Below are 25,088 nucleotides of genomic sequence, written 5' to 3'. Positions count from 1 at the left end.
TATGAAAACGCAATTTCAATTTATTAATGACTGCTTAATCGAAAACCAATCTTTGTGGCGATTCGAGCCTTTTAAAAGCAGCACTCACGCATCATTACCTTGGCAAGAGCAACATCCTCAGTTGTGCCAGTGGTTAGCGTCTCTTTCTCCCTCCCAAATTGAAGAATACAAAGCGGAACCGGAACTTGCCTTAAAAGCACTTAGTCCGTTTTTGCCTGAACTTGAACAACTTTCAGAACTCACTCGCTTAGAACCGCTAGCTTTAAAAGGCTTGGAACTCGCTCGTGGTTTAGATAACGGCATTCCCGGTCGTAAGTTAGAGCAAATTAGTTCGATGGGTGAAGCGGCGATTCAGCTTCATCATGGTGACGAATGGTTAGAGTGGTGCTCAGGCAAAGGTTATTTAGGGCGAATCCTGACCACACAAACCGATCAGCCTGTCACCAGTTTTGAATACCAACAAGCACTGTGCGATTCGGGACAACAAGCAGCTAATGAGCATCATTGGAAGATGACGTTTATTCAAGGTGACGCGTTCGATAGCAAAGCGAAAGCGGTGTTTAAGCCAACTCAACACGCAGTTGCCCTCCATGCCTGCGGTGATCTTCATGTTCGCTTGATGCAATACGGCAGTGAAAACGGTATTGCCGCGATGACAATCTCGCCTTGCTGCTACCATTTGATTCAGTCTGAGCAATATCAGCCGATGTCGGCACAGGGCAGGGCTTCTTCTCTCTCATTGTCTAAGCAAGAACTGCGTATTCCGTTACAGCAAACCGTTACTGGTGGTGAACGCGTACGACGTCATCGTCAGCAGGAAATGATGTTCCGTTTAGGGTTTGATTTGATCACGCGACAAGCTTTGGGCATGGAAGGATATCAGCCGGTGCCGAGTATCCGTAAGTCGCAATTGAGTGATGGTTTTGAATCGTTATGTCGCTGGGCAGCGGAACAGAAGGGCATCGATCTTCCACAAGAAATCGACTTCGACCATTTTGAAAAGTTAAGCGAACAACGCTTTTGGCAAATGGAGCGTTCGAGTCTGGTTCAATTGGTATTTCAACGACCGTTGGAAATTTGGCTTGCTTTAGACAAAGCACTTTATCTTGAAGAACGTGGTTATCGTGTTAGATTGGCAGAGTTTTGCGCTAAATCAGTCACACCTCGAAACATTTTAATTTGTGCTTATAAGATTTAGATCTGTTTTATAATTAAATGCTCTATGCAAAAAAGCCCACTTTAGAGTGGGCTTTTGTAAACAAAACGTGACAATTTATGCGTTATTTTGTCATTAGTTGAACATTGCGATTGCTTGCGCTGGTTCAACATATTCTAGGTCAAAGCTCTCAGCAACTTCTTTGCAAGTCACTTTGCCGTGGATAACGTTTAGACCTTCAAGGAAGCCATTGTCTTCTAGAAGTGCTTCACGGTAGCCTTTGTTTGCAAGCTTCACGATGTATGGCAGCGTTGCGTTGTTCAGTGCAAATGTTGAAGTGCGAGCAACAGCGCCAGGCATGTTTGCAACACAGTAGTGAACCACTTCGTCAACGATGTATGTTGGCTCTGCGTGCGTTGTCGCGTGAGAAGTTTCGAAACAACCACCTTGGTCGATAGCAACGTCAACCACCGCCGCGCCTGGCTTCATCTTAGCGATGTGCTCTTTTGTTACCAATTTAGGTGCTGCAGCACCAGGGATTAGAACCGCACCGATCACTAGGTCTGCTTCTAGAACATGCTTCTCGATAGCGTCTTCAGTAGAATAAACCACTTTAGCGCGACCTTGGAATTCTTCGTCTAGTTTACGCAGAGTATCTACGTTACGGTCAAGGATTGTTACGTCCGCACGAAGACCTACAGCCATACGAGCTGCGTTCGCGCCAACGACACCACCGCCGACTACAACAACTTTCGCTGGCTCAACACCAGGTACGCCACCTAGTAATAGACCGCGACCGCCGTGTGATTTTTCCAACGTTTGCGCACCTGCTTGAATAGACATCCGACCTGCCACTTCTGACATTGGTGCTAACAGTGGCAAACGACCCATATTATCTGTTACAGTCTCATACGCTATACAGACAGCTTTGCTCTTGATTAGCTCTTCAGTTTGTGGAAAATCTGGTGCTAGGTGTAAATAAGTAAATAAAATCTGCCCTTCGCGGAGCATTGCTCTCTCGACAGCTTGGGGTTCTTTTACTTTTACAATCATATCTGCTTTCGCAAAAACGTCTGTAGCAGTAGGAAGAATGGATGCGCCTACAGCGATGTAATCATCGTCTGAAAAACCAATGCCGGCACCTGCATTGGTCTCAACCAAAACTTGGTGACCATGTGAGATAAGTTCTCTCACGCTAGCTGGGATCATACCCACACGGTATTCGTGGTTTTTGATTTCCTTAGGTACGCCAATGATCATCCTGTGTCCTCTTTCTAAAATGGTTGTATTAACTGTTTGTAGGGTGTTATTGTCGAATTAATATCTAGTATAGATGTTGATTTGTAATATTTGGCACCAAATATTAAAAAGTTGTAGTATATTTTTTTGCAAGGAAGTAATAAGGTGGAATAAAAAATGGCAGACAACTATAAGAAGCCGTCCAAGGAACTAGACCGTATCGACCGCAACATTCTTAATGAACTGCAGAAAGACGGTCGTATTTCGAACGTTGAACTTTCAAAACGTGTAGGACTTTCTCCAACGCCGTGTTTGGAGCGTGTGCGTCGCTTAGAGCGTCAAGGTTATATCACTGGGTACACTGCGTTATTAAACCCGCAGTTCCTAGATGCATCACTGTTGGTATTCGTAGAAATTACCCTTAACCGTGGTGCGCCTGATGTATTCGAACAGTTCAACGCGGCTGTTCAAAAACTAGACGATATCCAAGAGTGTCATCTAGTATCAGGTGATTTCGACTATCTTCTAAAGACTCGTGTATCAGACATGGGTGCTTACCGTCGACTACTAGGTGATACGTTACTGCGTCTTCCAGGCGTGAACGACACTCGCACCTACGTAGTTATGGAAGAAGTGAAGCAAACTAACCAGCTTGTGATTAAAACTCGTTAAATTCTTGCAAAGAAAGCGGTAAATGCTTCCGCTTTCTCGATAGAGTAATTGGGTTTTTCTCTTTGATATGGTTAAATCAATTTACCGAGCGGCTTTGTGCCGCTCGGAATGTTTTGCTTATTCCTAATTCATTTCCATATTCAAGTTGATTTATGTTCAAAGAGAACGCAAAGAAAGTCGAAACCATCATCAAAACCAGTGAAGAGCCTCAGTCTTCACGATTAAATGGCTTCCAACGCTTAAAAGAGTGCTGCTTTATCGTTGGCGTTCTTAGCTCGATATTGCTAGCCGTTGCATTATTTACATTTAGTCCAGCCGATCCGTCTTGGTCCCAAACTGCTTGGGGCGGTGAGATCGATAACGCTGGTGGCCTGTTCGGCGCTTGGTTAGCCGACACGTTATTCTTTACCTTTGGTTCCCTCGCGTATCCATTACCCTTCCTGTTAACTGCAGGTGCATGGGTGATTTGTCGCAAGCGTTCTGAAGACGACCCTATCGACCTCATGCTGTGGGGCACTCGTCTACTTGGTTTAGTTATCCTTATTCTTACCAGTTGTGGTCTTGCTGATATCAACTTTGACGACATTTGGTATTTCTCGTCTGGTGGCGTTGTTGGTGACGTACTAACGAGCTTGTCTCTGCCTACATTAAATGTGTTGGGCACAACGCTTGTACTTCTTTTCCTATGGGGTGCTGGCTTCACACTATTTACTGGTATTTCTTGGCTTAACATTGTTGAGTGGTTGGGCGATCGTGCACTTGGCGTTGTGGCAGCGTTAACAAATAAAGCACGTGGTACTGAGCATGAAACTCTAGAGCCGCAGTTAGACGAGTTTGCTGAAGACCGCGTAATGAGCAAACGTGGTTCAGATGACATGGAAGACGAGCCTATGCCTCATCTTACTGCTTATGATGTCGAAGAGCCGAAACAAGAAACACCAACACACGAATACCCAATCTATATGCCACAATCGGCGGTAGAACAATCGACTGCAGATAAACCGAGACAGCAGCAAGCAGCGCAAGCTAATGTTCAGCCAACGCCGCAGCCTGCAGTTGTAAATGCCGCGCCTGTGCAGACTCAAATGCAGTCTCAGGTTGAAGATCAAGCTAAAACTGTTGAGCCAGTGCGTGCGGTGAGCACAGATAATGTGGATCCATTCGTTGAACGTACTAAACAATTGAACGTAACGATTGAAGAGCTAGAAGCGGCTGCACAACAAGCTGACGATTGGGCAGATGAAGAACCACAGGTTCAAGAAGCGCAAGTTGCTCCTGTTCAAACTCAGCCTGAAGTTCCACAATCTGTTTCTCAGGAATTTGCTCCACAGCAAGCCGAGCATCAACAAGTACCACAAGAACCGTTTGTGACACCTGAACCAACTGTCTCTGAACCGTTCGATAACGCACCAAGCTACGATGAGTATGCTCAGTTTGAAGCAGAGCAGGCCCAACAAGCCCAAGTTGCACAAGAACCAGCGCCGGTTCACGCGCCAATCGAACAGCCAACCACAGAGCAACCTTCACACGAAGAACCTGTGATTAGCGCTTCTGCGTTGGATAACATTGCTGAACAAACAGAGCCAAGCCAACACATCGAACCAACGATTTCGAACTTCGATGTATTGGATGACGAAGACGATTACCCGGCGCAGCAGCCAGTTCAACAAGCTCAACCGGCTTATGCTGAGCCGCAGCAACAAGCGATTCAGCCACAAGAACCAGTTCAGCAATCGCCTGTTCAAGAGCAACCTGTTCATCAACCTGCTGCTGTTCAACCTCAACCGGTAACGCCTGCGCCTTCTGCTACCTTTGAACCTGCACCTCAAGAAGTCGATGTAGAAGAGGTTCAAGATGGCGATCAAGATGTGGCTGCATTCCAAAACTTGGTATCGAATGCTCAAGCGAAAGTGGCTGCTCAGCAGAACCCATTCTTGGTACAGCAAGAGCAAAACTTGCCAGTACCAGAAGAGCCATTGCCAACACTAGAATTGCTTTACCACCCAGAGAAGCGTGATAACTTTATCGATCGTGATGCTCTGGAAGAGGTGGCTCGTTTGGTTGAAACCAAGCTTGCTGATTACAAGATCAAAGCAGACGTTGTCGGCATTTACCCAGGCCCTGTTATCACTCGATTCGAGCTTGATTTGGCGCCGGGCGTGAAAGTAAGCCGCATTTCTGGCTTGTCTATGGACTTGGCACGTGCGTTGTCTGCAATGGCGGTACGTGTTGTAGAAGTGATTCCGGGCAAACCTTATGTGGGTCTAGAGCTGCCTAACATGAGCCGCCAGACAGTATTCTTGTCTGATGTAATCAGTAGCCCTCAGTTTGAACAAGCAACGTCACCAACGACTGTTGTTCTTGGTCAAGATATCGCGGGTGAAGCGGTGATTGCAGATATCGCGAAAATGCCTCACGTACTGGTAGCAGGTACAACTGGTTCTGGTAAGTCTGTGGGTGTTAACGTGATGATCTTGAGTATGCTTTACAAAGCATCACCAGAAGATCTGCGTTTCATCATGATCGACCCGAAAATGTTGGAGCTTTCAATCTACGAAGGTATTCCTCATCTACTTTCTGAAGTAGTAACAGACATGAAAGACGCGTCTAACGCACTACGTTGGTGTGTGGGCGAGATGGAACGTCGTTACAAACTGATGTCTGCATTGGGCGTACGTAACGTGAAAGGCTTTAACGAGAAGTTGAAGATGGCAGCAGATGCCGGTCACCCAATTCACGACCCATTCTGGCAAGAAGGCGACAGCATGGACACTGAGCCGCCGTTGCTAGAGAAACTGCCTTACATCGTTGTGGTTGTCGATGAATTTGCCGACCTAATGATGGTGGTAGGTAAGAAGGTTGAAGAGCTGATTGCTCGCTTGGCGCAAAAAGCGCGTGCGGCAGGTATTCACTTGATCCTTGCGACACAGCGTCCATCGGTAGACGTTATTACCGGTCTGATTAAAGCGAACATCCCAACACGTGTGGCGTTCACCGTATCAACTAAGACCGACTCACGTACTATCCTTGACCAAGGCGGTGCGGAATCGCTATTGGGTATGGGTGACATGCTTTACTTACCACCAGGCTCGAGCCATACGACCCGTGTTCACGGTGCGTTTGCATCGGATGATGATGTTCACGCGGTTGTGAACAACTGGAAAGCACGTGGTAAGCCAAACTACATCGATGAGATTATCAGCGGTGATCAAGGTCCAGAAAGTCTGCTTCCGGGTGAACAGATGGAATCGGATGAAGAAGTGGATCCACTGTTCGATCAAGTCGTAGAGCACGTAGTGCAATCGCGTCGTGGTTCGGTTTCTGGTGTACAACGTCGATTCAAGATTGGTTACAACCGAGCGGCTCGTATTGTCGAGCAGCTTGAAGCGCAAGGCATCGTAAGTGCTCCGGGACACAATGGTAACCGCGAAGTACTGGCTCCTGCGCCACCAAAAGATTAATGAACTTGTGTTACTCACCTCAGTCCAACTGAGGTGAGTGGTTCTAACAATAGGTATCTGAATGAAAAAACTATTTTCAGCGAAACTTTTCTCTGCGCTTGTTTTAAGCTTTTCTCTCTTCTCTACTGCACACGCCGCGTCTCCCAAAGATGAACTAAACAAACGCCTTTCTATGAATGATGGCTTCAGTGCGGATTTCTCTCAGCAAGTTATCAGCCCAGAAGGCGAAACGGTGATGGAAGGAGAAGGCACGGTTGAGATCGCTCGTCCAAGCCTGTTCCGTTGGAGCACGACATTCCCAGATGAAAACCTACTGGTTTCTGACGGTAAAACATTGTGGTACTACAGCCCATTCATCGAGCAAGTGAGTATCTACTGGCAAGAGCAAGCAACAGAGCAAACGCCATTTGTTTTGTTAACGCGTAATCGCGCAAGTGATTGGGATAACTACAAGATTTCCCAAAAAGGTGATGAGTTCATCCTCATACCTACTGCAGTAGACTCCACACAAGGTCAATTCCAGATTAATATTGATGCTAAAGGTGTGGTGAAAGGCTTCAATGTGGTTGAACAAGACGGTCAAAAAGGTTTGTTCACCTTTAATAATGTGAAGCTGGGTAAACCAAAAGCAGACAGATTCACATTCACAATTCCAAAAGGTGTGGAAGTGGATGACCAAAGGAATTAATTGGTAGTGAGTAATTACACATTAGATTTCTCGGGGGACGAAGATTTTCGTCCCCTTGCTGCTCGTATGAGACCGGAAACGATCGAACAGTACATCGGACAGCAACACATTTTAGGTCCCGGTAAGCCACTGCGCCGTGCGCTAGAGGCGGGTCACATTCACTCGATGATCCTTTGGGGACCACCAGGCACAGGCAAAACGACATTAGCAGAAGTGGCTGCAAACTATGCCAATGCTGAAGTTGAGCGTGTGTCTGCCGTGACGTCCGGTGTGAAAGAAATCCGTGCAGCAATCGAGAAAGCACGTGAGAATAAAATGGCGGGTCGCCGCACCATCTTATTTGTGGATGAGGTGCATCGCTTTAACAAATCTCAGCAAGACGCGTTTTTGCCGCATATTGAAGATGGCACGGTTACCTTTATTGGAGCGACGACAGAAAACCCATCGTTTGAGCTAAACAACGCATTGCTGTCACGTGCACGTGTGTACAAGCTAACGTCTCTCGACAAAGATGAAATCTCGTTGGCGTTGAACCAAGCCATTAGCGATAAAGAGCGTGGGCTGGGTAATACACCTGCACACTTCGCTGATAACGTATTAGACCGCTTAGCAGAACTGGTAAACGGTGATGCTCGTATGTCTCTCAATTACCTTGAGCTGCTCTACGACATGGCAGAAGACAATGCGCAGGGTGAAAAAGAGATCACGCTTAAGTTGCTTGCGGAAGTAGCAGGGGAGAAGGTCTCTCGTTTCGATAACAAAGGTGACATCTGGTACGACTTAATCTCTGCGGTTCACAAGTCGATTCGTGGCTCAAACCCGGATGCTGCGCTGTATTGGTCTGCGCGTATGATTGCCGCGGGTTGTGACCCTTTGTATATTGCTCGACGCTTATTGGCGATCGCTTCTGAAGATGTAGGTAATGCTGACCCTCGCGCAATGCAAGTGGCACTGTCTGCTTGGGATTGCTTTACCCGAGTTGGTCCAGCAGAAGGTGAACGTGCGATTGCACAGGCGATCGTGTACTTAGCGTGTGCGCCGAAAAGTAATGCTGTTTACGTGGCATGGAAACAAGCGCTCACAGACGCTCATAACTTACCTGAATATGAAGTGCCGCATCACCTTCGAAATGCACCAACCAGTTTGATGAAAGATATGGGGTACGGTGCAGAGTATCGTTATGCTCACGATGAGCCTGGCGCTTACGCTGCGGGTGAACAATATTTGCCACCTGAAATGGGCGATCGTAGGTACTATCAGCCGACAAATCGTGGTCTAGAGACCAAAATCGGCGAAAAGTTAGATTACTTGGCTACTTTAGACGCAAATAGCCCACAAAAGCGCTATGAAAAGTAGGCGTTTTTGGATACATTTGTTCAGTAAATTTTTTTAACGCGTACGCTTGGAAAGTGCGCGTGATTTCACAACAAAAAGCATAGGATTAACAATGCTGGATTCTAAATTACTTCGTACAGAGCTGGATGAAACAGCTGCTAAACTGGCGCGTCGTGGCTTTAAGCTAGACGTAGATACTATTCGTAAACTTGAAGAACAACGTAAGTCCATTCAAGTAGAAGTAGAAAATTTACAATCCACGCGTAACTCCATCTCCAAGCAAATCGGCCAAAAAATGGCGGCTGGCGACAAAGAAGGTGCAGAAGAGATCAAGAAACAAATCGGTACTCTAGGTAGCGATCTTGATGCGAAGAAAGTTGAACTTGAGCAAGTAATGGCTCAACTAGACGAATTCACGCTTTCTGTACCAAACATCCCAGCAGATGAAGTGCCAGATGGCAAAGATGAAAACGACAACGTTGAAATCTCTCGTTGGGGTGAGCCAAAGTCTTACGACTTCGAACTGAAAGATCACGTTGACCTAGGCGAAATGGGTGACGGTCTAGACTTCGCAAGTGCAGTTAAGATCACTGGCGCACGTTTCATCGTGATGAAAGGCCAATTCGCTCGCCTACACCGTGCAATCGCTCAGTTCATGCTGGATCTTCACACTGAAGAGCACGGCTACACAGAAATGTACGTACCTTACCTAGTAAACTCTGACAGCCTATTCGGTACTGGTCAGCTTCCTAAGTTCGGTAAAGACCTTTTCCACACTGAGCCGCTAGTAGAAAAAGTAAACGACGAAGAGCCGCGTAAACTGTCTCTAATCCCTACTGCAGAAGTGCCTGTAACGAACCTAGTTCGTGACACGATTTCTGACGAAGCGGATCTACCAATTAAGATGACGGCTCACACGCCATGTTTCCGTTCAGAAGCAGGTTCTTACGGTCGTGATACTCGTGGTCTGATTCGTATGCACCAGTTCGACAAAGTTGAGCTAGTACAAATCACTAAGCCTGAAGATTCAATGAACGCACTAGAAGAGCTAACAGGTCATGCTGAGAAAGTTCTACAACTTCTAGAGCTTCCTTACCGTAAAGTGGTTCTATGTACAGGTGACATGGGCTTCGGCGCTCGTAAGACTTACGACCTAGAAGTTTGGGTTCCTGCTCAAGAAACTTACCGTGAGATCTCTTCATGTTCTAACATGTGGGACTTCCAAGCTCGTCGTATGCAAGCGCGTTTCCGTCGTAAAGGCGAGAAGAAACCTGAGCTTGTACACACGCTAAACGGTTCTGGTCTAGCTGTAGGTCGTACAATGGTTGCTATCCTAGAAAACAACCAAGAAGCAGACGGCCGCATTGCAATCCCTACAGTACTTCAGAAGTACATGGCGGGCGCAACGCACATCGGTTAATTCGTTAACCACTAGAACACCAAAACCCAGCCTTAGTGCTGGGTTTTTTGTTATCTGCGTCGAGCGAAAATACGTTGTTATGTAATTAGCACACGCATTAGTGACGAGCTCGCCCAGAATCTGGCAGTACGAGATAAATGATATTTTTCTAAGCGGTATTTCACGTGACAAGCTAATGGCTTCATCTGCCCTTGTTGTTAAACGTTATGCCAGTAAATCATCTTTCATTTCTCGTCACTTTTGCGCTTACCTTACTCGTTAGTGAGAGTGTTATCGCAAGTGAACTTATTCGGCCTCAATACTTAGATAGTGAGCGAACCGATCGCTTTTTTGCGCGCGAATTAGCGCAACCTTCCAAAGAAAATATGGAGCTGCGTAATTCACTAGACTGGGGGTACGGGCTTGAGTTGGCAAGTGCGTCTGGTGAGACGGAATCGGTGTCTAATTGCAAAGACTTAGCGATTGCAAACTCTGCGGGCTTTACTGCGGCTAAAGCTTATGAATACGGCGCGTATAAGGCGTATTTAACTCAGTGCCAAACATGGAGTGAGATGGCAAAGTTAACCGCCTCTAAGCGCTCATATATATCGAAATTTAAGTTAGATGATAGCTTTCCTAGTTTGACTCCAAGTGCGCTTGCTTTTGTTATTTCTAACGAAAGTGCTGAGAAAGCAAAGACACTATTAACGTGGGATGAAGCAGACCATATCCAAAGAACTCATGTCTCCAGTGAAGTGAGAGCAGAGTACTTTGACGCGACCGATGGCTTTCAAGTCATTACGATTGTAGCAAAAGGTGATTACAACGCTGACGGCATCGAGGATATCGTCATTGAGAAAGAGAATAGTGTACTCAGTGGCTCATATTCATCTTCACACGGATATGTATTAACCCGTATGTCTGAACAAGCGCTATTTACAGTGTTGGCTAAATGGTAATGAAACGATTGGTGGTCACTTGGGGTTTAAGTGTTGCTATGATGAGCACGTTTGCCGTTGCTAGCACCTCGCCCAGAAAAGTCTTTGAATGTTCAGTAAACCAAACTACGAACTTTAGTATTTCGATAGAGCAAGGTAAAGGTGGGCTCATCTTTAATAAGTCCGCTGTGAATCAAAGCCAAGTTTTACTGCGCATTAAATCTCAAGATTATCGTATCAAACATTACCATCGAGCGTTGGTAGATGAGAAGTCACTGGAATTTAGTATTAGTGAGCGCGTCATATTAGTCAGTGAGTACTTTAGCGAGGAGTTTGGTGAGGCAGAGAAGATACTTAGTGTTACTTTGAGAGAGCTTGAGCAAACACAGTATTTTGAATGCGAGGAAGGGAGTATGAGTAACCTTGCATTGCTTTTCCATGAGAGTGCCGAATAATCGATTACAGATTGATTATTACCAAAACGTAATAGTGTTTTCGAATTTACCCTAATTACCTTGTTATTTGTAATCGATATAATCATCCACCTTACCACGGTAAGTAGATTTTCTCATTCAAGTAACGAGGAGGGCTTATGGCCGTAGGGTGGGCAAACGACGATAGCGTCAGCCAACAAATTCAAAACACAATAGACGACGAGATTTCCCGTGTTCGTGGAAGTATCACAAAGGGTGAGAGCGCCCATTACTGCGATGAGTGTGGTGATGAGATCCCAGAAGCGCGTCGTCTTGCAATGAAAGGCGTTCGTTTGTGTATCGAATGTCAGTCAACAATCGAATTGGTATCTCAACGCCAAGCATTGTTCAATCGACGAGCGAGTAAAGACAGTCAACTTCGATAGCTTTACTGCTCTAATAAATAACGAGACGGTTTGAGTCTCATACTCAAACCGTTTTTGTATTGAATTGGATTATGAAGCGAAGCAGTCTTTACGTTGCAACGCTGCATCAATCGCATTAACTAGCTTCTCAATATCTTCCGGCTTGCTGATGAATGGCGGCATCATATAAATCAGTTTGCCAAATGGACGAATCCACACTCCGTGTTCAACAAACAAGGCTTGGATGGTTTCCATATTCACAGGGCGATGCGTCTCCACTACGCCAATAGCACCCAACCAACGGGTGTTTTTCACCAAGTCGTATTCTTCAAGTTTTGGTAGTAACTCAGAAAACAGCGTTTCAATTTGTTGGGTTTGTTGCTTCCAATCACCTTGTTCGATCAATTCCAAACTTGCAGTAGCTACAGCACAAGCGAGTGGATTCCCCATAAAGGTTGGACCGTGCATAAAACAACCTGCATCACCGCCACAAACGGTGTCTGCTACGTGTTTGCTCGCGAGGGTCGCAGAGAGGGTCATGTAGCCTCCAGTGAGTGCTTTCCCAACACACAGAATGTCTGGTTGAATATCTGCATGTTCGCAGGCAAACAATTTGCCGGTACGTCCAAAACCGGTAGCGATCTCATCTGCAATCAATAACAAGCCGTATTTGTCGCAAAGCTCACGCACGCCTTTGAGAAATTCTGGATGGTAGATACGCATGCCGCCTGCGCCTTGAACGATAGGCTCTAGGATCACCGCAGCAAGTTCTTTATGGTGAGTCTCAATCTTGTGCTCGAAGTCGGTAAGGTCTTCTGGCTTCCATTCATCCCAATAACCACAGGTTGGTGACTCCGCAAAGATATGCTCAGGCAAAAAGCCTTTGTAGAGAGAGTGCATTGAGTTATCAGGATCGGTAACCGACATGGCTGCAAACGTATCGCCGTGATAACCGTGTCGCAAAGTAAGAAACTTCGGTCGGCGTTCGTCTTTTGCATGCCAATATTGCAGTGCCATTTTTAAGCTGACTTCCACGGCAACGGAGCCTGAATCGGCAAGGAATACATGTTCAAGATTACTTGGGGCTAGGGATAGCAACTTTTTACACAAACTGATTGCTGGCTGGTGGGTAATCCCGCCAAACATCACGTGAGAGACCTGATGGATTTGCTTGTGCGCGGCTTGATTTAAGTGCGGATGGTTGTAGCCGTGGATCGTCGACCACCAAGAAGACATGCCATCGACAAGCTCAGTATCATCTTCCAGTTTAATGTGAACACCATTTGCCGATGCCACTGGGTAGCAGGTCAGAGGTGTCAATGTCGAAGTGTAAGGATGCCAGATATGCTGGCGGTCGAAGGCGAGATCCATGTGCGATTCCAATAATAATTTAGATTAAAAAATAAACAGGTGTAAACTTTGTTCTTTTGTGTTGTGTTGACAGTTTATCGAGACTCAGTAGACTGTCAACACAACAACAAAAGTGACTAAAGGAATACACGTGGAAGTTCGTCATAACTGGACGCATGCTGAAGTGCGCGATCTCATGGAAAAACCATTCATGGATCTCCTATTCGAAGCGCAGCTTGTACATCGTCAATATCAACAAACCAACCATGTTCAAGTAAGCACGCTTCTGTCGATTAAGACAGGTGCTTGTCCAGAAGATTGTAAGTACTGTCCTCAGAGTGCTCGTTACACCACAGACATCGAAAAAGAGCGTCTGATGGAAGTTGAACGCGTACTCGATGCTGCGCAAAAAGCCAAAAATGCTGGTTCTACTCGATTCTGTATGGGCGCAGCATGGAAAAACCCGAAAGAGCGTGACATGCCGCATTTGACTGACATGATCAAAGGCGTGAAGGGCATGGGTTTAGAAACGTGTATGACATTAGGCATGCTGACGCCAGATCAAGCAAAGCAATTGGCAACCGCAGGTCTGGATTACTACAACCACAACCTCGATACCTCACCTGAATTTTACGGCAACATCATTACCACACGTACTTACCAAGACCGTTTAGATACTTTGTCTCACGTACGTGACGCTGGCATGAAGATCTGTTCCGGTGGCATCATCGGCATGGGTGAAAGTGCTAACGACCGAGCTGGTTTGTTGGTTGAATTGGCTAACTTACCGGTACATCCTGAAAGCGTTCCAATCAACATGCTCGTGAAGGTGAAGGGCACACCATTGGAAGAAGTCGATGATGTTGAGCCATTCGATTTCATTCGCCTGATTGCGATTGCACGAATCATGATGCCTCAATCAGCCGTTCGTTTATCCGCTGGCCGTGAAAACATGAACGAACAAATGCAAGCGCTGTGTTTTATGGCGGGTGCAAACTCCGTCTTCTACGGCTGCAAACTTCTGACCACGCCAAACCCTTCTGAAGACAAAGACATGATGCTGTTCAACAAGCTCGGCATTAACAGCCAAGAGGTGTCTCAAAAACCTGATGAAATCGAAGAAGACGAGTTGCTGGATCGCGTCGTAGAGCGTGTTGCTGCTCGTCCAACAAAAGACGACCTTTTCTACGATGCCAGCGTTTAAATCTCGTATCGAGTCCGCCCTTGCTGAGCGTAAAACGCAAGGGTTGAATCGTTCTATGAATGTGGTGTTTGCCGGTAACCAGTCCGTTTTGGAACACGAAGGTAGACGCTACATTAATTTCTCAAGTAATGATTATTTGGGATTGGCCAATGACCAAGCGCTTGTTCGAGCTTGGCAGCAAGGTTTAAGCGTATACGGCAGTGGCAGTGGAGCATCGCCAATGGTCACTGGCTTTAGCGCAGCACACAGTAATTTAGAAGCCGCACTGACCGAATGGCTGGGTTACGACAGAGCAATTCTGTTTGGTTCTGGATTCAGTGCTAATCAAGCCTTGTTGTTCACCTTGTTAGAAAAGTCAGACGTATTGATCCAAGACCGTTTGAATCATGCTTCGTTGATGGAAGCGGGGGCGTTGTCACCAGCTAAGATGAAGCGCTTCAAACACAATGACATCGAGCACCTAAAGTCGCTGATTAATAGCGAAGACAACCATCTAGTTGTGACGGAAGGGGTGTTCAGCATGGACGGTGATCGTGCGCCGCTTAGTGATATAGCTAAAGTCACTCGCAGTCATGATGCTTGGTTTGCTGTCGATGATGCTCATGGTATTGGCGTTCTAGGTCAATCCGGTGGTGGTTCTTGCGAGTTGGCAACGGTTAAACCCGAGATACTGATCGTTACTTTCGGCAAAGCGTTTGGTATGTCTGGCGCGGCTATTTTATGTGACCACGCAACGGGAGACTTTTTGACTCAGTTTGCTCGTCACCATGTGTATTCCACAGCGATGCCTCCGGCACAAGCCTATGCGCTAACGCATGCGGTTTCTATGGTTCAAGAGCAGTCTTGGCGACGTGAAAAGCTTTCAGAGCTTAGTGAAGTGTATCGAGACTGCCTCAGCGATCTGGAGGGCTTTGTTGAGACTCAGACTTCGATTAAGCCGTTTGTGATTGGTGAATCTGATTTGGCTTTGCGAGTGGCAGGTGCTTGTCGCCAAAACGGTATTTGGGTTACCGCTATTCGACCTCCGACGGTGCCTAAAGGGACGTCTCGCCTTCGAATCACACTCACTGCCAATCACACCAACGAACAAGTTAAAACGCTTTCAATGGCATTGAAGCAAGCATTAGGAGCGCTGTAATGGATAATGCAGAAAATATGACATTGGAGAGCTTTTACCAAGACAAAGAAGCGATCGCCTCTTCTTTTGGTAAAGCAGCAGAAACGTACGACAAACACGCGGCCTTTCAGCGTGATGTTGGACATCGCTTGCTTGATAAACTTCCTGAAAATTTGACGGGAAAACGTATATTAGATTTAGGGTGTGGCACGGGTTACTTCTCCCAACTGCTCCAACAACGTGGTGCGGAGGTCGTCTGTGGCGATATATCTCAAGCCATGTTAGATAAAGCTGAGTTGCGTTGTGGTGCAGTGCGAATGCATTACCAAATTGCTGATGCTGAAAACTTACCATTTGACGATGAGAGCTTCGATTACGTGTTTTCAAGCTTAGCGCTGCAATGGTGTACAGATTTAAGCTACCCATTGAGAGAAGCGCGGCGTGTACTAAAAACCGGTGGAAAGGCGTGTTTCTCTACGCTGGTTGATGGTTCGCTTTATGAGTTACGTGAGGCTTGGTCAAAAATTGATACATATCAACACGTGAATAACTTTATTACCCACAATCAGGTAAAAATTGCGTTAGCGCAATCTTGGTGCCACAACCATCATCTAGACTTGACCCCCATCACAGTTTGGTACGATTCAGCGTTTTCTGTCATGCGTGATCTCAAAGGCATTGGTGCAAATCACGTAAGCGGGCGCTCACATGGCCTGACGAGCCGTCGCACTTTATTGCAAGTTGAGCGCGCGTACCAAGCATTTAGAAACGATCAAGGTCTTCTACCTGCAAGTTATCAGGTTTGTTTTGGAGTCATAGTTAAATGATTGATGCATTTTTTATTGCTGGTACGGATACTGATGTAGGAAAAACGGTAGCGTCTAAAGCTATTTTGCAAGCACTCGGTGCGAAAGGGCTTAACACCATTGGTTACAAACCAGTGGCAGCAGGAAGCGATAAGACGGCAGAAGGTTGGCGCAACTCGGATGCATTGCATCTGCAAAAAGCGGCAACGCTGGATATCGCGTACGACGATGTAAACCCATACGCTTTGGAATTGCCTGCTTCTCCTCACATCGCCGCAAAGCATGAACATGTAGAAATTAAATACGAAGTATTGAGTGAAAAATTAGCTCAACACAAAGAGCAATCAGACATTGTTCTAGTGGAAGGTGCTGGTGGTTGGCGTGTGCCTGTGTCTGACACAGACAGTTTGTCGACTTGGGTGCAACAAGAACAGTTGCCAGTTGTACTGGTTGTCGGTATTAAACTGGGCTGTTTGAGCCATGCATTGCTCACTGCTGAGATCATCAAAGCGGATGGTCTGAATCTCGTAGGTTGGGTGGCAAACCGCGTTAACCCAGGCACGGAGCACTATGCAGAAATCATCGATATGTTGGAAGAGCGTCTAGACGCGCCGAAACTCGGTGAGATCCCATACATTCCAAGTGCGAAGCGCAAAGAGTTGGGTAAATACATCAACGTCGAACCGTTGCTAAACGTATAATTAACCGACAAACAAAAATACAAAAAGGGCTGCATCATGCAGCCCTTTTCTCATGTAAACCTTTGTGCCTAATCGTAAGATTCGACGCTTAGTTTATTTCTCTTGGCTAAGCCCCATCAACGCTTGTTGTGTTTCTGCAACTCGCTTTGACATTTGAGCATCTGTTGAAATACCTAGCTGTTGTTTTGCCTCATCCTCTGAGATACCTAGGTGACAACAAAGTAAATCGATAGCCATTTGATAGTCGTTAGTTTCTACCATGATTTTTCCCTCAAGACATGGAAGTTTGGAGCTGCTTAATTGTCCTAAAAGCTAACCCCGTTTCGTTCATCTAACCCGAATCTAGCACGTACAGATAGTCGCACAATAAGACCAAAGTCTATACTCGGTCTAAAGTGCTGATTTAAGAGTGTAAAAAGGTGTGTATTATTTCAGTCTCGAAAACAAATGTTGCAATTTATTGCTTAACCTTGTTTTTAACGCGGATAGACTATATCTATAACGCAACAGAGCTTGAATCTAGCGAAATCGCCTCGTAGAGTTCTGTTTCATATAACAACCGTTTTTATAAAAACGATAAGCTTCCTCGGAGAAAAGTAATGAAGCGAATTATGTTATTCCTAGCAACTAACCTAGCAGTCGTGCTAGTGCTTAGTGTTGTTCTGAATATTGTTTACGCTGTAACTGGAATGCAGCCAGGCAGCCTGTCTGGTCTACTACTGATGGCAGCAGTGTTTGGTTTTGGTGGCGCATTCATCTCGCTAATGATGTCTAAGAGCATGGCACTACGCTCGGTAGGCGGCATGGTGATTGAGAGCCCACGTAACGAAACTGAACATTGGCTTCTAGAAACAGTTGGTCGCCAAGCTCAACAAGCGGGCATCGGTATGCCAACCGTCGCTATTTATGATGCGGCAGACATCAACGCATTTGCAACCGGTGCTAAGCGTGATGATTCGCTAGTTGCAGTATCTACCGGTCTTTTGCACAACATGACTCGTGATGAAGCGGAAGCGGTACTTGCGCATGAGGTTAGCCACATCGCTAACGGTGATATGGTGACCATGACGCTAATGCAAGGTGTCGTGAATACCTTTGTTATCTTCCTATCTCGTTTCATTGCTAACATTGTTGCTTCGAATGACGATGAGGAAGGCCAAGGTACAAACATGATGGTTTACTTCGGTGTGTCTATGGTGCTTGAACTGGTATTTGGTTTCCTAGCTAGCTTCCTGACTATGTGGTACAGCCGTCATCGCGAATTCCACGCTGACGCAGGCGCAGCGCATCTTGTGGGTAAAGAGAAGATGATCGCGGCGCTTGAGCGTTTGAAGATGAGCCACGAATCTCAACTGGATGGCACTATGATGGCGTTTGGTATCAACGGTAAGCGTTCAATGACTGAGCTTCTAATGAGCCACCCACCGCTAGATAAGCGTATTGCGGCACTACGTAGCCAACAGTACTAATCATTCAGCAAATAAATAGTTAATCTCCTGAAAAGGCTTGGTTTTTTGACCAAGCCTTTTTTTGTATCTATTGATCGCTACCGCACTCCATCACGTATCACTCTACAGAAACAAAGTTATACAAAAATATTTTTGTACAACTTTTCATGATTGGTCTATCTTGTACATGTAATAATTTTGTACAACTGTTGAAGTAGTATAGGAGCATAGAAATGGACATTCATTCAGTTGGCAACATATATCAAAAGCTGAGCAAAGCGAATTTGCACTTGCTTGAAGGGGTTTACCACCAGGATGTGGTTTTTGAAGATGCTGCTCATCGTCTAGAGGGCTGGCCTGCGCTTTCCGATTATTTTCAATCGCTCTACACCAACGTCATCCGTTGTGACTTCATTATTCACGATCATCAACAGGTGGGCGAGACAGGGTTTCTTACTTGGACCATGGATTTACAGCACCCAAAACTACAGAAAGGCGCGCCGATTTCAGTCAATGGTGTTTCTCATCTCAAGTTCAGTGAAGGTCAGGTTATCTACCATCGAGACTATTTCGATTTAGGAGAGATGCTGTACGAAAACCTTCCTCTACTTGGCTCTGTCGTTAGAACCATTAAGCAGAGGCTAGGACAATGAGCGGTTCAGTTCTTATCACTGGCGCGACGTCTGGCATTGGTAAGCAGCTCGCTTTGGATTACGCCAGTGAAGGTTGGAAAGTGATTGCATGCGGCCGGAATGCAGCGGTGTTGGCTGAGCTAGAGGCAGCGTCGACTAACATCTCGACATCACGTTTCGATGTGACTCAGTACGATGAAACGATTCAAGCGCTCTCACAACTGCCGTTCACTCCTGAAACTTGGATCTTTAACGCTGGCGACTGTGAATATATGGATGACGGCATAGTTGATGCGAAACTCATGGCGCGTGTCATGAACGTTAACGTTGTAGGTGTGGCGAATTGTATTGAAGCGTGTCAGGGACAGTTTGAACGTGGGCATCGCGTCGTTATTGTCGGTTCTATCGCATCAGAGGTGGCATTACCTCGTGCAGAAGCCTATGGCGCGTCCAAAGCGGCAGTCAGCTATTTTGCCCGCACACTAGCCGTCGACCTGAAAAAGAAAGGCATCAAAGTCGTGACGGTGTTTCCTGGCTTTGTTGAAACGCCACTCACAGATAAGAACACATTTGATATGCCGATGATTGTTACGGCCAATCAGGCCTCGGCTGCCATCCGAAAACAATTGGATGCCAACAAAAGCCATATTTATTTCCCAGCGAGATTTACCGGAATTTTACGGTTTATCTCGTTGCTTCCATACAGCTGGCAAGCTCGGCTAACCGCAAAACTCGTATCATAAGAAGGAAGAAGCATGAACACGGCAGGAAGAAAGAAAATCGCCATCGTTGGAACGGGTATCTCTGGCCTTACTTGTGGCTATTACTTGCATAAAGAACATGACGTAACGCTGTTTGAAGCGAATGATTACATTGGCGGCCACACTGCAACCGTTGATGTCAGCCTCAATGGCAAAGAGTATGCAATCGACACTGGGTTTATCGTTTATAACGATCGTACGTACCCAAACTTTATCAAAATGATGAACGAGATTGGCGTTGAAGGTCTGCCGACTCAAATGAGCTTCAGTGTCAGAAACGATGGGAACGGACTAGAATACAACGGCCATACCGTGTCGACATTGTTTGCTCAAAAACGTAACTGGGCAAACCCTAAGTTCTATCGCTTTATTTTCGAGATCTTGCGTTTTAATAAACTTGCAAAGCGCTTTGCTAACGATCCATCAACGCAATCTCAAACGCTTGGCGCTTTTCTTGATGAGCACAAATTCAGTGCATTCTTTTCTGACAATTATATTCTGCCAATGGGCGCTGCGATTTGGTCTTCGACTTTAGCGGATATGCGCGCATTCCCACTCATGTTCTTCTTGCGCTTCTTCCTCAACCACGGTTTGTTGGATGTGACCAACCGACCACAATGGTATGTGGTTAAAGGTGGTTCACGTTCTTACATTCCACCATTGACCAAAGGTTTTGCCGAGAATATTCGTCTAAACAGCCCTGTCGAAAAAGTAATTCGCAACGAAAAGCGTGTTAGCGTTCAAGTTCGCGGAGAAACACATTGGTTTGATGACGTGATCTTCGCTTGTCACAGCGATCAAGCAATGCGAATGCTAGAGGATATCAGCCCAATCGAGCAGGAAATATTGGGGGATATGACGTATCAAGCTAATGAGGTTGTTCTTCATACCGATACCGGTCTATTGCCAAAACGCAAGGCGGCGTGGGCATCTTGGAACTACCTATTGGAAGGCAGTGAGGATGAGCTGCAACGTCTTCCTTCGCTTACTTACAATATGAACATCCTTCAGCACGTTCAATCAGAACATACATTTTGCGTAACCTTGAACAGCACCAATCAAATCAACCCAAACAAGATTCTGCGCTCATTCACTTATCATCATCCTGTGTTTACTACGGAGTCGATTGCAGCGCAGCAGCGTAAAGACGAAGTTCAAGGTAAACAGAGCACATGGTTCTGCGGTGCTTATTGGTACAACGGTTTCCATGAAGATGGTGTGCGTAGCGCGATTGACGTAGTTAAAGGGCTAGAAGAAAAGTATCGCGAACAAAATGTGGTTCCTTTTGAAAAAGGCGCGGCGTGATATGGATAGCCAGATGAACAGCCGACTGTTTATAGGAAACGTTCGCCACCGTCGATTCACGCCCGTGAATCATGAGTTGAACTACTCATTGTTTATGCCTGCCATCGATGTAGATGAGCTTGATGCTTTAGAGAAAAAAGTATGGGGCTTTGGTTCGCGGTGGTGGCATTGGGCACGCTTCAAGCGCAGTGATTACATCGGTGAAGGTAGCGTTAAGTCGGCAGTGCAGAACAAAGTTGAAGAACTGACCGGTGTTCGCTGTACTGGCAAAGTCGTCGCAGTTTGTCACCTGAGGTATTTAGGGCTGTATTTCAGTCCAGTTAATTTCTACTACGTTTATAACGAGGAAGGTGAATGGAAATACCTCCTAGCTGAGGTGAGTAATACCCCTTGGAATGAACGACATTATTACGCCGTATCGGCAGACAAAGAAGACAAGGAATTTGGTTGGGAGCAAGACAAAGCGTTCCACGTTTCACCATTTAATCCGGTTGACCAACTCTATCGTTGGAAAGTTAAGCCTCTGACAGACAAGTTGAATATTCATCTTGAATGTCACAAAGGGGAAAAACACTTCGATGCCACGATGGCAATGAAAGCCAAACCGCTTTCAAGCAAAACCTTATTGAAATGCTTGATCGTTACGCCAATTCAAACGGTAAAAGTAATGGTTGGTATCTATTGGCACGCTCTCAAACTATGGCTTAAAGGCGCGCCGTTTTACTCACACCCTAAATACGTTCAACCTGAAACGACAGAACCTGAGCAAGTGAGTAAAGAAGAAAAGAATAATAAGCACAAGGAGAACTCTGCATGTTAAATACGACTTCTATGGCAATGCCGCGTGAATTAACGACGACTCAAAAAGCGGCTCGTGGAGTTCTTTTCCAGTGTCTGCAAAAAATGGAAATTGGGTGTCTGACGGTGATTGAAAGCTTCAAGACCGAGACGACGGAACGCAGTGAGCGCTTTTCAACTCCAAACGGAGACTACAATGGCGAACCTGTGGCGGCGACCATTGAAGTGAAGCATCCTGGATTTTACTCGCGTCTGTTGCAAGGTGGCAGTATTGCCGCAGGCGAAGCTTACATGGACGGCTGGTGGGACAGTCCAGATTTGACGGCTCTAATGAAGCTGATGGCGCTTAACTTGCGCGCGCTTGACAAACTGGAAGAGCAGGGCAGCTGGCTTACTAAGCTGCTGTACAAGTTCAGTCATTGGTCCAACAGAAACTCTGAAGAGAACTCGCGTAAAAACATCCATGCCCATTACGATTTGGGTAACAACCTTTATGAAGCGTTCCTTGATACCAATATGCTGTACTCGTCAGCGCTTTACAATCATGCGGATGACTCTCTAGAGCAGGCTCAAATCAACAAAATGGATCGTCTATGTCAGCAACTTGAGCTGAAGCCCACTGATCATGTTGTTGAAATTGGCACTGGGTGGGGCGCTATGGCGATTTATATGGCCGAACAATACGGTTGTCAGGTCACCACCACAACGATATCTGAAGAGCAGCACGCGTACGCGGAGCAGAAGATCAAAGAGCGTGGCTTAGAAGACAAAATTACTCTACTCAAAGAAGATTACCGCAACCTAACCGGTACGTATGACAAGCTTGTTTCTATTGAAATGATTGAAGCCGTGGGCAAACAATTCCTACCTTCGTACATTAAGGTTTGTGAGTCTTTGTTGAAGTCTGGTGGTTTGATGGCGATTCAAGCGATTACGATTGCCGACCAGCGTTATGACTATTACAGCAACAATGTCGACTTCATCCAGAAGTACATTTTCCCTGGTGGCTTTTTACCTTCTGTAACCTCACTCACTCAAGCAACAACAAAGTACAGCGACTTAGTGACGCGAGACTTGTTCGATATTGGTTTGGACTACGCCAAGACGCTGAACGAATGGCACCTACGTTTTAATCGAGCAGAGAGTGAAGTGCGCTCATTTGGCTACGACGACCGCTTTGTGCGTATGTGGCGCTACTATTTGAGCTACTGTGAAGGTGGCTTTTTGGCTCGCACGATCAGTGCCGTTCACATGACGTTTCAACGCCCGTAGTTCGTTATGAAGGTATTTCTTGCTTCGACATGGTTCCAACTCTGCTGGTTTGCTGCAGTGCTTGGAACCTATCAATGGCAATGGGTGACGTTATTCCTTACTTTGGCAACCCTACTATATTGTCTAAAAACCGACGCATCTTCGCTCAAAAGTATTGGTGTGATCGTCACGATCGGGCTCGTGCTTGATACGCTCAATCAACAACTCTTTGTTTTTGTCTTTCCAACCCCATGGCTGCCTATCTGGTTATTATGCTTGTGGGTTTTGTTTTCTTGGTATGCCTATCAACTTAAGTCAATTTTGTACCGTTTCCCAAAAATCTACGTATCAATAGTAGGCGGACTCGGAGGAACAGCGAGCTACTTTGCTGGCTATAAACTCCAAGCCGTTGAATTTGGATTTAGCGTTGGCACTACTCTCATGATCTTATTCGTCGAATGGTGCGCAATGATGCTGTTGATACTCAAGGTGTACGGAAATGAAAAGCTTGAAGAGAAATTGGAAACGGAAGCTGATTAGCAGTGTAATGGTCGCCTCCTTGTTCTGTGCGGTGCCTTTGCAAGCTCAGAATGTCGCGGGTTCTAGTATCACAACAGACACGAGCAGTTGGCAACAATGGCAGACGGTGGGTGAAGCTCAGCTCACGTGGTTTATTTTTGACATTTACAAGTCTCGTTTAAAAACGCCCGATGGGCAATATCAAGTGTCTGGTGACGTGTCACCACATCCTTTTGCGTTGGAGATTAACTACCAGCGCGATATAAGCAAGGAACAGCTCTTGGATGTTACTGATGAACAATGGCAGAAACTGGGATTTACTCAGGCCTATCGTCAGCAGTGGATTTCCGAATTGAACACGATGTTCCCGGACATCAAGAAAGGCGACGAGCTTACTTACCTCACCGATGGTAAAAACGGTCAGCTTATTTACCGCCAAGCAGGCAGCAAGCCTTACCAAACCGTTGGCTACGTTAAGGATGAGCGCCTAAATGATGCATTCCTTTCTATTTGGCTGTCGCCACAAACAGAATTTCCCAAACTTCGTAAACAACTGATAGGGCAGGTAAGGTAGTGAAATTACTAAAACGAATGCTCAAAGCGCCCTTGATTGCGGCGGTAACGTTGCTCAGCGCGTGCTCTGCTGACATTGATAATTACCAAGCGTCATCGCCAGCCTTTGACCTGTTTGGCTATTTCGAAGGTGACGTCAAGGCATGGGGAATGGTGCAGGACTATACCGAGAAACAAACTCGTCGATTTGAAGTCGATATCGTTGGCACGGTTGAAGGCAATGAACTGACGCTTGTGGAAGACTTTGTATTTGATGATGGCGAGCTAGACCAGCGTATATGGGTCATTACTAAACTCGAAGACGGTACCTATCAAGGCAAAGCGGACGACATTATTGGAGTCGCCACGGGCAAAGAGATGGGTAATGCGCTGCAATGGCAATACGACTTCGAGTTAAAGATGGATGATTCAACTATCACGGTATCGTTCGATGACTGGCTTTACCGCCAAGATGAAATGCACGTATTTAATCTCACCAAGATTAAGAAGTTTGGCGTTGAAGTAGGGACGATTACTCTTTTCTTCCAGAGGCAATAGAAATAAAGAATCGAGATTTGGGAGCGCATCGCTTTAGGAATCGTGAGTGGGGCGTTGAAGGTTTAACGAAGGGAAGTTGAGTTTAGAAAGTGTTGATAGCAATTGCCACCTTATCTTTTATCCCGAATCTTAGTGTTCCTTAGGGCGAAGCCCGTTCTCATAAAAAGAAAGGGTTGACGCTTTCACATCAACCCTCACTATTATCCGATTCTCGATTCTCGATTCTCGATTCTCGATTCTCGATTCTCGATTCTCGATTCTCGATTCTCTTACAGCTTATCAGTCAGCTCGATTGCTTGACCGATGTAGTTCGCTGGCGTCATCTCTTTCAGACGTGCTTTCTCGTGCTCAGGAAGCTCC

25 protein-coding genes are annotated in these 25,088 nt (G+C 46.1%); 22 read left to right on the top strand and 3 right to left on the bottom strand.

All coding sequences use genetic code 11. The features are described from left to right. Position 1 precedes the first annotated feature (1 nt). On the top strand, positions 2-1,198 hold the full coding sequence (locus KIT90_RS20790; RefSeq protein WP_285378478.1) for a methyltransferase: 1,197 nt from the start codon (positions 2-4) through the stop codon (positions 1,196-1,198). A 93-nt stretch (positions 1,199-1,291) separates the two neighbouring features. Here KIT90_RS20790 and ald read toward each other — a convergent pair whose 3' ends face one another. After that, positions 1,292-2,416, bottom strand: a complete 1,125-nt coding sequence (gene ald / locus KIT90_RS20785) for an alanine dehydrogenase (protein ID WP_005437167.1) — start codon at positions 2,414-2,416, stop codon at positions 1,292-1,294. Between the two features lie 156 nt (positions 2,417-2,572). On the opposite strand from ald, the gene lrp reads away from it, so the two are divergent. The 8 genes from lrp (at position 2,573) to KIT90_RS20745 (ending at position 11,747) form a co-directional block, all read left to right on the top strand. Then, entirely contained in the window at positions 2,573-3,067 is a 495-nt protein-coding gene (gene lrp / locus KIT90_RS20780) for a leucine-responsive transcriptional regulator Lrp (RefSeq protein ID WP_005437169.1), read from the top strand. 152 nt (positions 3,068-3,219) lie between these two features. Next, positions 3,220-6,528 (top strand): DNA translocase FtsK 4TM domain-containing protein, encoded by a 3,309-nt coding sequence (locus KIT90_RS20775; protein ID WP_285378477.1) that lies wholly within the window; start codon positions 3,220-3,222, stop codon positions 6,526-6,528. 61 nt (positions 6,529-6,589) lie between these two features. Beyond that, positions 6,590-7,216 (top strand): outer membrane lipoprotein chaperone LolA, encoded by a 627-nt coding sequence (lolA, locus tag KIT90_RS20770; protein ID WP_009705737.1) that lies wholly within the window; start codon positions 6,590-6,592, stop codon positions 7,214-7,216. Next, positions 7,217-8,572, top strand: coding sequence for a replication-associated recombination protein A (locus KIT90_RS20765; protein WP_020196990.1), 1,356 nt, complete (start codon positions 7,217-7,219; stop codon positions 8,570-8,572). Positions 8,573-8,663: 91 nt separating this feature from the next. Next, a complete protein-coding gene (gene serS, locus KIT90_RS20760) occupies positions 8,664-9,971 on the top strand; it encodes a serine--tRNA ligase (protein WP_005437179.1) in 1,308 nt (435 codons plus the stop codon). Between the two features lie 365 nt (positions 9,972-10,336). Then, on the top strand, positions 10,337-10,909 hold the full coding sequence (locus tag KIT90_RS20755; RefSeq protein WP_285378476.1) for an ATPase: 573 nt from the start codon (positions 10,337-10,339) through the stop codon (positions 10,907-10,909). Next, positions 10,903-11,343, top strand: a complete 441-nt coding sequence (locus tag KIT90_RS20750; protein ID WP_285378475.1) for a hypothetical protein — start codon at positions 10,903-10,905, stop codon at positions 11,341-11,343. Before KIT90_RS20755 ends, KIT90_RS20750 begins: the two co-directional genes overlap by 7 nt. Positions 11,344-11,480: 137 nt before the next feature. Further along, the gene (locus KIT90_RS20745) at positions 11,481-11,747 is read left to right on the top strand and encodes a DksA/TraR family C4-type zinc finger protein (RefSeq protein WP_005437185.1); all 267 of its coding nucleotides are present in this window, start codon (positions 11,481-11,483) and stop codon (positions 11,745-11,747) included. 69 nt (positions 11,748-11,816) lie between these two features. Here KIT90_RS20745 and bioA read toward each other — a convergent pair whose 3' ends face one another. Then, positions 11,817-13,097, bottom strand: a complete 1,281-nt coding sequence (gene bioA / locus KIT90_RS20740; RefSeq protein ID WP_285378474.1) for an adenosylmethionine--8-amino-7-oxononanoate transaminase — start codon at positions 13,095-13,097, stop codon at positions 11,817-11,819. A 130-nt stretch (positions 13,098-13,227) separates the two neighbouring features. Here bioA and bioB point away from each other — a divergent pair, with 130 nt between their 5' ends. From bioB to bioD, 4 genes are read left to right on the top strand one after another with little or no spacing between them, the layout of a single operon-like run. Beyond that, positions 13,228-14,280 (top strand): biotin synthase BioB, encoded by a 1,053-nt coding sequence (bioB, locus tag KIT90_RS20735; RefSeq protein ID WP_285378473.1) that lies wholly within the window; start codon positions 13,228-13,230, stop codon positions 14,278-14,280. Then, positions 14,267-15,418, top strand: a complete 1,152-nt coding sequence (gene bioF, locus KIT90_RS20730) for an 8-amino-7-oxononanoate synthase (RefSeq protein ID WP_285378471.1) — start codon at positions 14,267-14,269, stop codon at positions 15,416-15,418. The genes bioB and bioF overlap by 14 nt, the downstream gene beginning before the upstream one ends. Then, complete coding sequence (gene bioC / locus KIT90_RS20725) at positions 15,418-16,224, top strand: malonyl-ACP O-methyltransferase BioC (RefSeq protein ID WP_039841673.1); 807 nt, start codon at positions 15,418-15,420, stop codon at positions 16,222-16,224. Before bioF ends, bioC begins: the two co-directional genes overlap by 1 nt. After that, positions 16,221-16,904: a dethiobiotin synthase gene (gene bioD / locus KIT90_RS20720; protein ID WP_009698190.1), complete on the top strand. Its 684-nt coding sequence runs from the start codon at positions 16,221-16,223 to the stop codon at positions 16,902-16,904. The genes bioC and bioD overlap by 4 nt, the downstream gene beginning before the upstream one ends. A gap of 93 nt (positions 16,905-16,997) precedes the next feature. Here the strand turns inward: bioD and KIT90_RS20715 are convergent, their stop codons facing one another. After that, complete coding sequence (locus KIT90_RS20715; protein WP_005450789.1) at positions 16,998-17,165, bottom strand: hypothetical protein; 168 nt, start codon at positions 17,163-17,165, stop codon at positions 16,998-17,000. A 338-nt stretch (positions 17,166-17,503) separates the two neighbouring features. Between KIT90_RS20715 and htpX the strand changes: the two genes are divergently transcribed. From htpX to KIT90_RS20670, 9 genes are all read left to right on the top strand, one after another. Next, on the top strand, positions 17,504-18,373 hold the full coding sequence (gene htpX / locus KIT90_RS20710) for a protease HtpX (RefSeq protein WP_009705745.1): 870 nt from the start codon (positions 17,504-17,506) through the stop codon (positions 18,371-18,373). A gap of 212 nt (positions 18,374-18,585) precedes the next feature. Then, entirely contained in the window at positions 18,586-19,005 is a 420-nt protein-coding gene (locus KIT90_RS20705) for a nuclear transport factor 2 family protein (RefSeq protein WP_005437198.1), read from the top strand. After that, on the top strand, positions 19,002-19,727 hold the full coding sequence (locus tag KIT90_RS20700) for an SDR family oxidoreductase (protein ID WP_285378468.1): 726 nt from the start codon (positions 19,002-19,004) through the stop codon (positions 19,725-19,727). Before KIT90_RS20705 ends, KIT90_RS20700 begins: the two co-directional genes overlap by 4 nt. Positions 19,728-19,739: 12 nt before the next feature. Next, positions 19,740-21,050, top strand: a complete 1,311-nt coding sequence (locus KIT90_RS20695) for an NAD(P)/FAD-dependent oxidoreductase (protein ID WP_285378466.1) — start codon at positions 19,740-19,742, stop codon at positions 21,048-21,050. 1 nt (position 21,051) lies between these two features. Beyond that, positions 21,052-21,870, top strand: a complete 819-nt coding sequence (locus tag KIT90_RS20690) for a DUF1365 domain-containing protein (RefSeq protein WP_285378464.1) — start codon at positions 21,052-21,054, stop codon at positions 21,868-21,870. Then, positions 21,864-23,120 (top strand): cyclopropane-fatty-acyl-phospholipid synthase family protein, encoded by a 1,257-nt coding sequence (locus KIT90_RS20685; RefSeq protein WP_005437202.1) that lies wholly within the window; start codon positions 21,864-21,866, stop codon positions 23,118-23,120. The genes KIT90_RS20690 and KIT90_RS20685 overlap by 7 nt, the downstream gene beginning before the upstream one ends. A gap of 6 nt (positions 23,121-23,126) precedes the next feature. Next, a complete protein-coding gene (locus KIT90_RS20680; protein ID WP_199454360.1) occupies positions 23,127-23,639 on the top strand; it encodes a DUF2878 domain-containing protein in 513 nt (170 codons plus the stop codon). Beyond that, positions 23,599-24,192 carry a chalcone isomerase family protein gene (locus tag KIT90_RS20675; RefSeq protein WP_171370155.1) on the top strand — a complete coding sequence of 198 codons (594 nt, stop codon included), beginning with the start codon at positions 23,599-23,601 and terminating at the stop codon, positions 24,190-24,192. Before KIT90_RS20680 ends, KIT90_RS20675 begins: the two co-directional genes overlap by 41 nt. A gap of 17 nt (positions 24,193-24,209) precedes the next feature. Continuing rightward, positions 24,210-24,728 carry a DUF3833 domain-containing protein gene (locus KIT90_RS20670; protein ID WP_171370280.1) on the top strand — a complete coding sequence of 173 codons (519 nt, stop codon included), beginning with the start codon at positions 24,210-24,212 and terminating at the stop codon, positions 24,726-24,728. Positions 24,729-25,088: the final 360 nt, after the last annotated feature.

Origin of the sequence: Vibrio sp. B172a (assembly GCF_030248355.1) — a bacterium.
Lineage (GTDB): Bacteria > Pseudomonadota > Gammaproteobacteria > Enterobacterales > Vibrionaceae > Vibrio > Vibrio owensii.
This window is presented reverse-complemented; position numbering and strand designations above follow the sequence as displayed.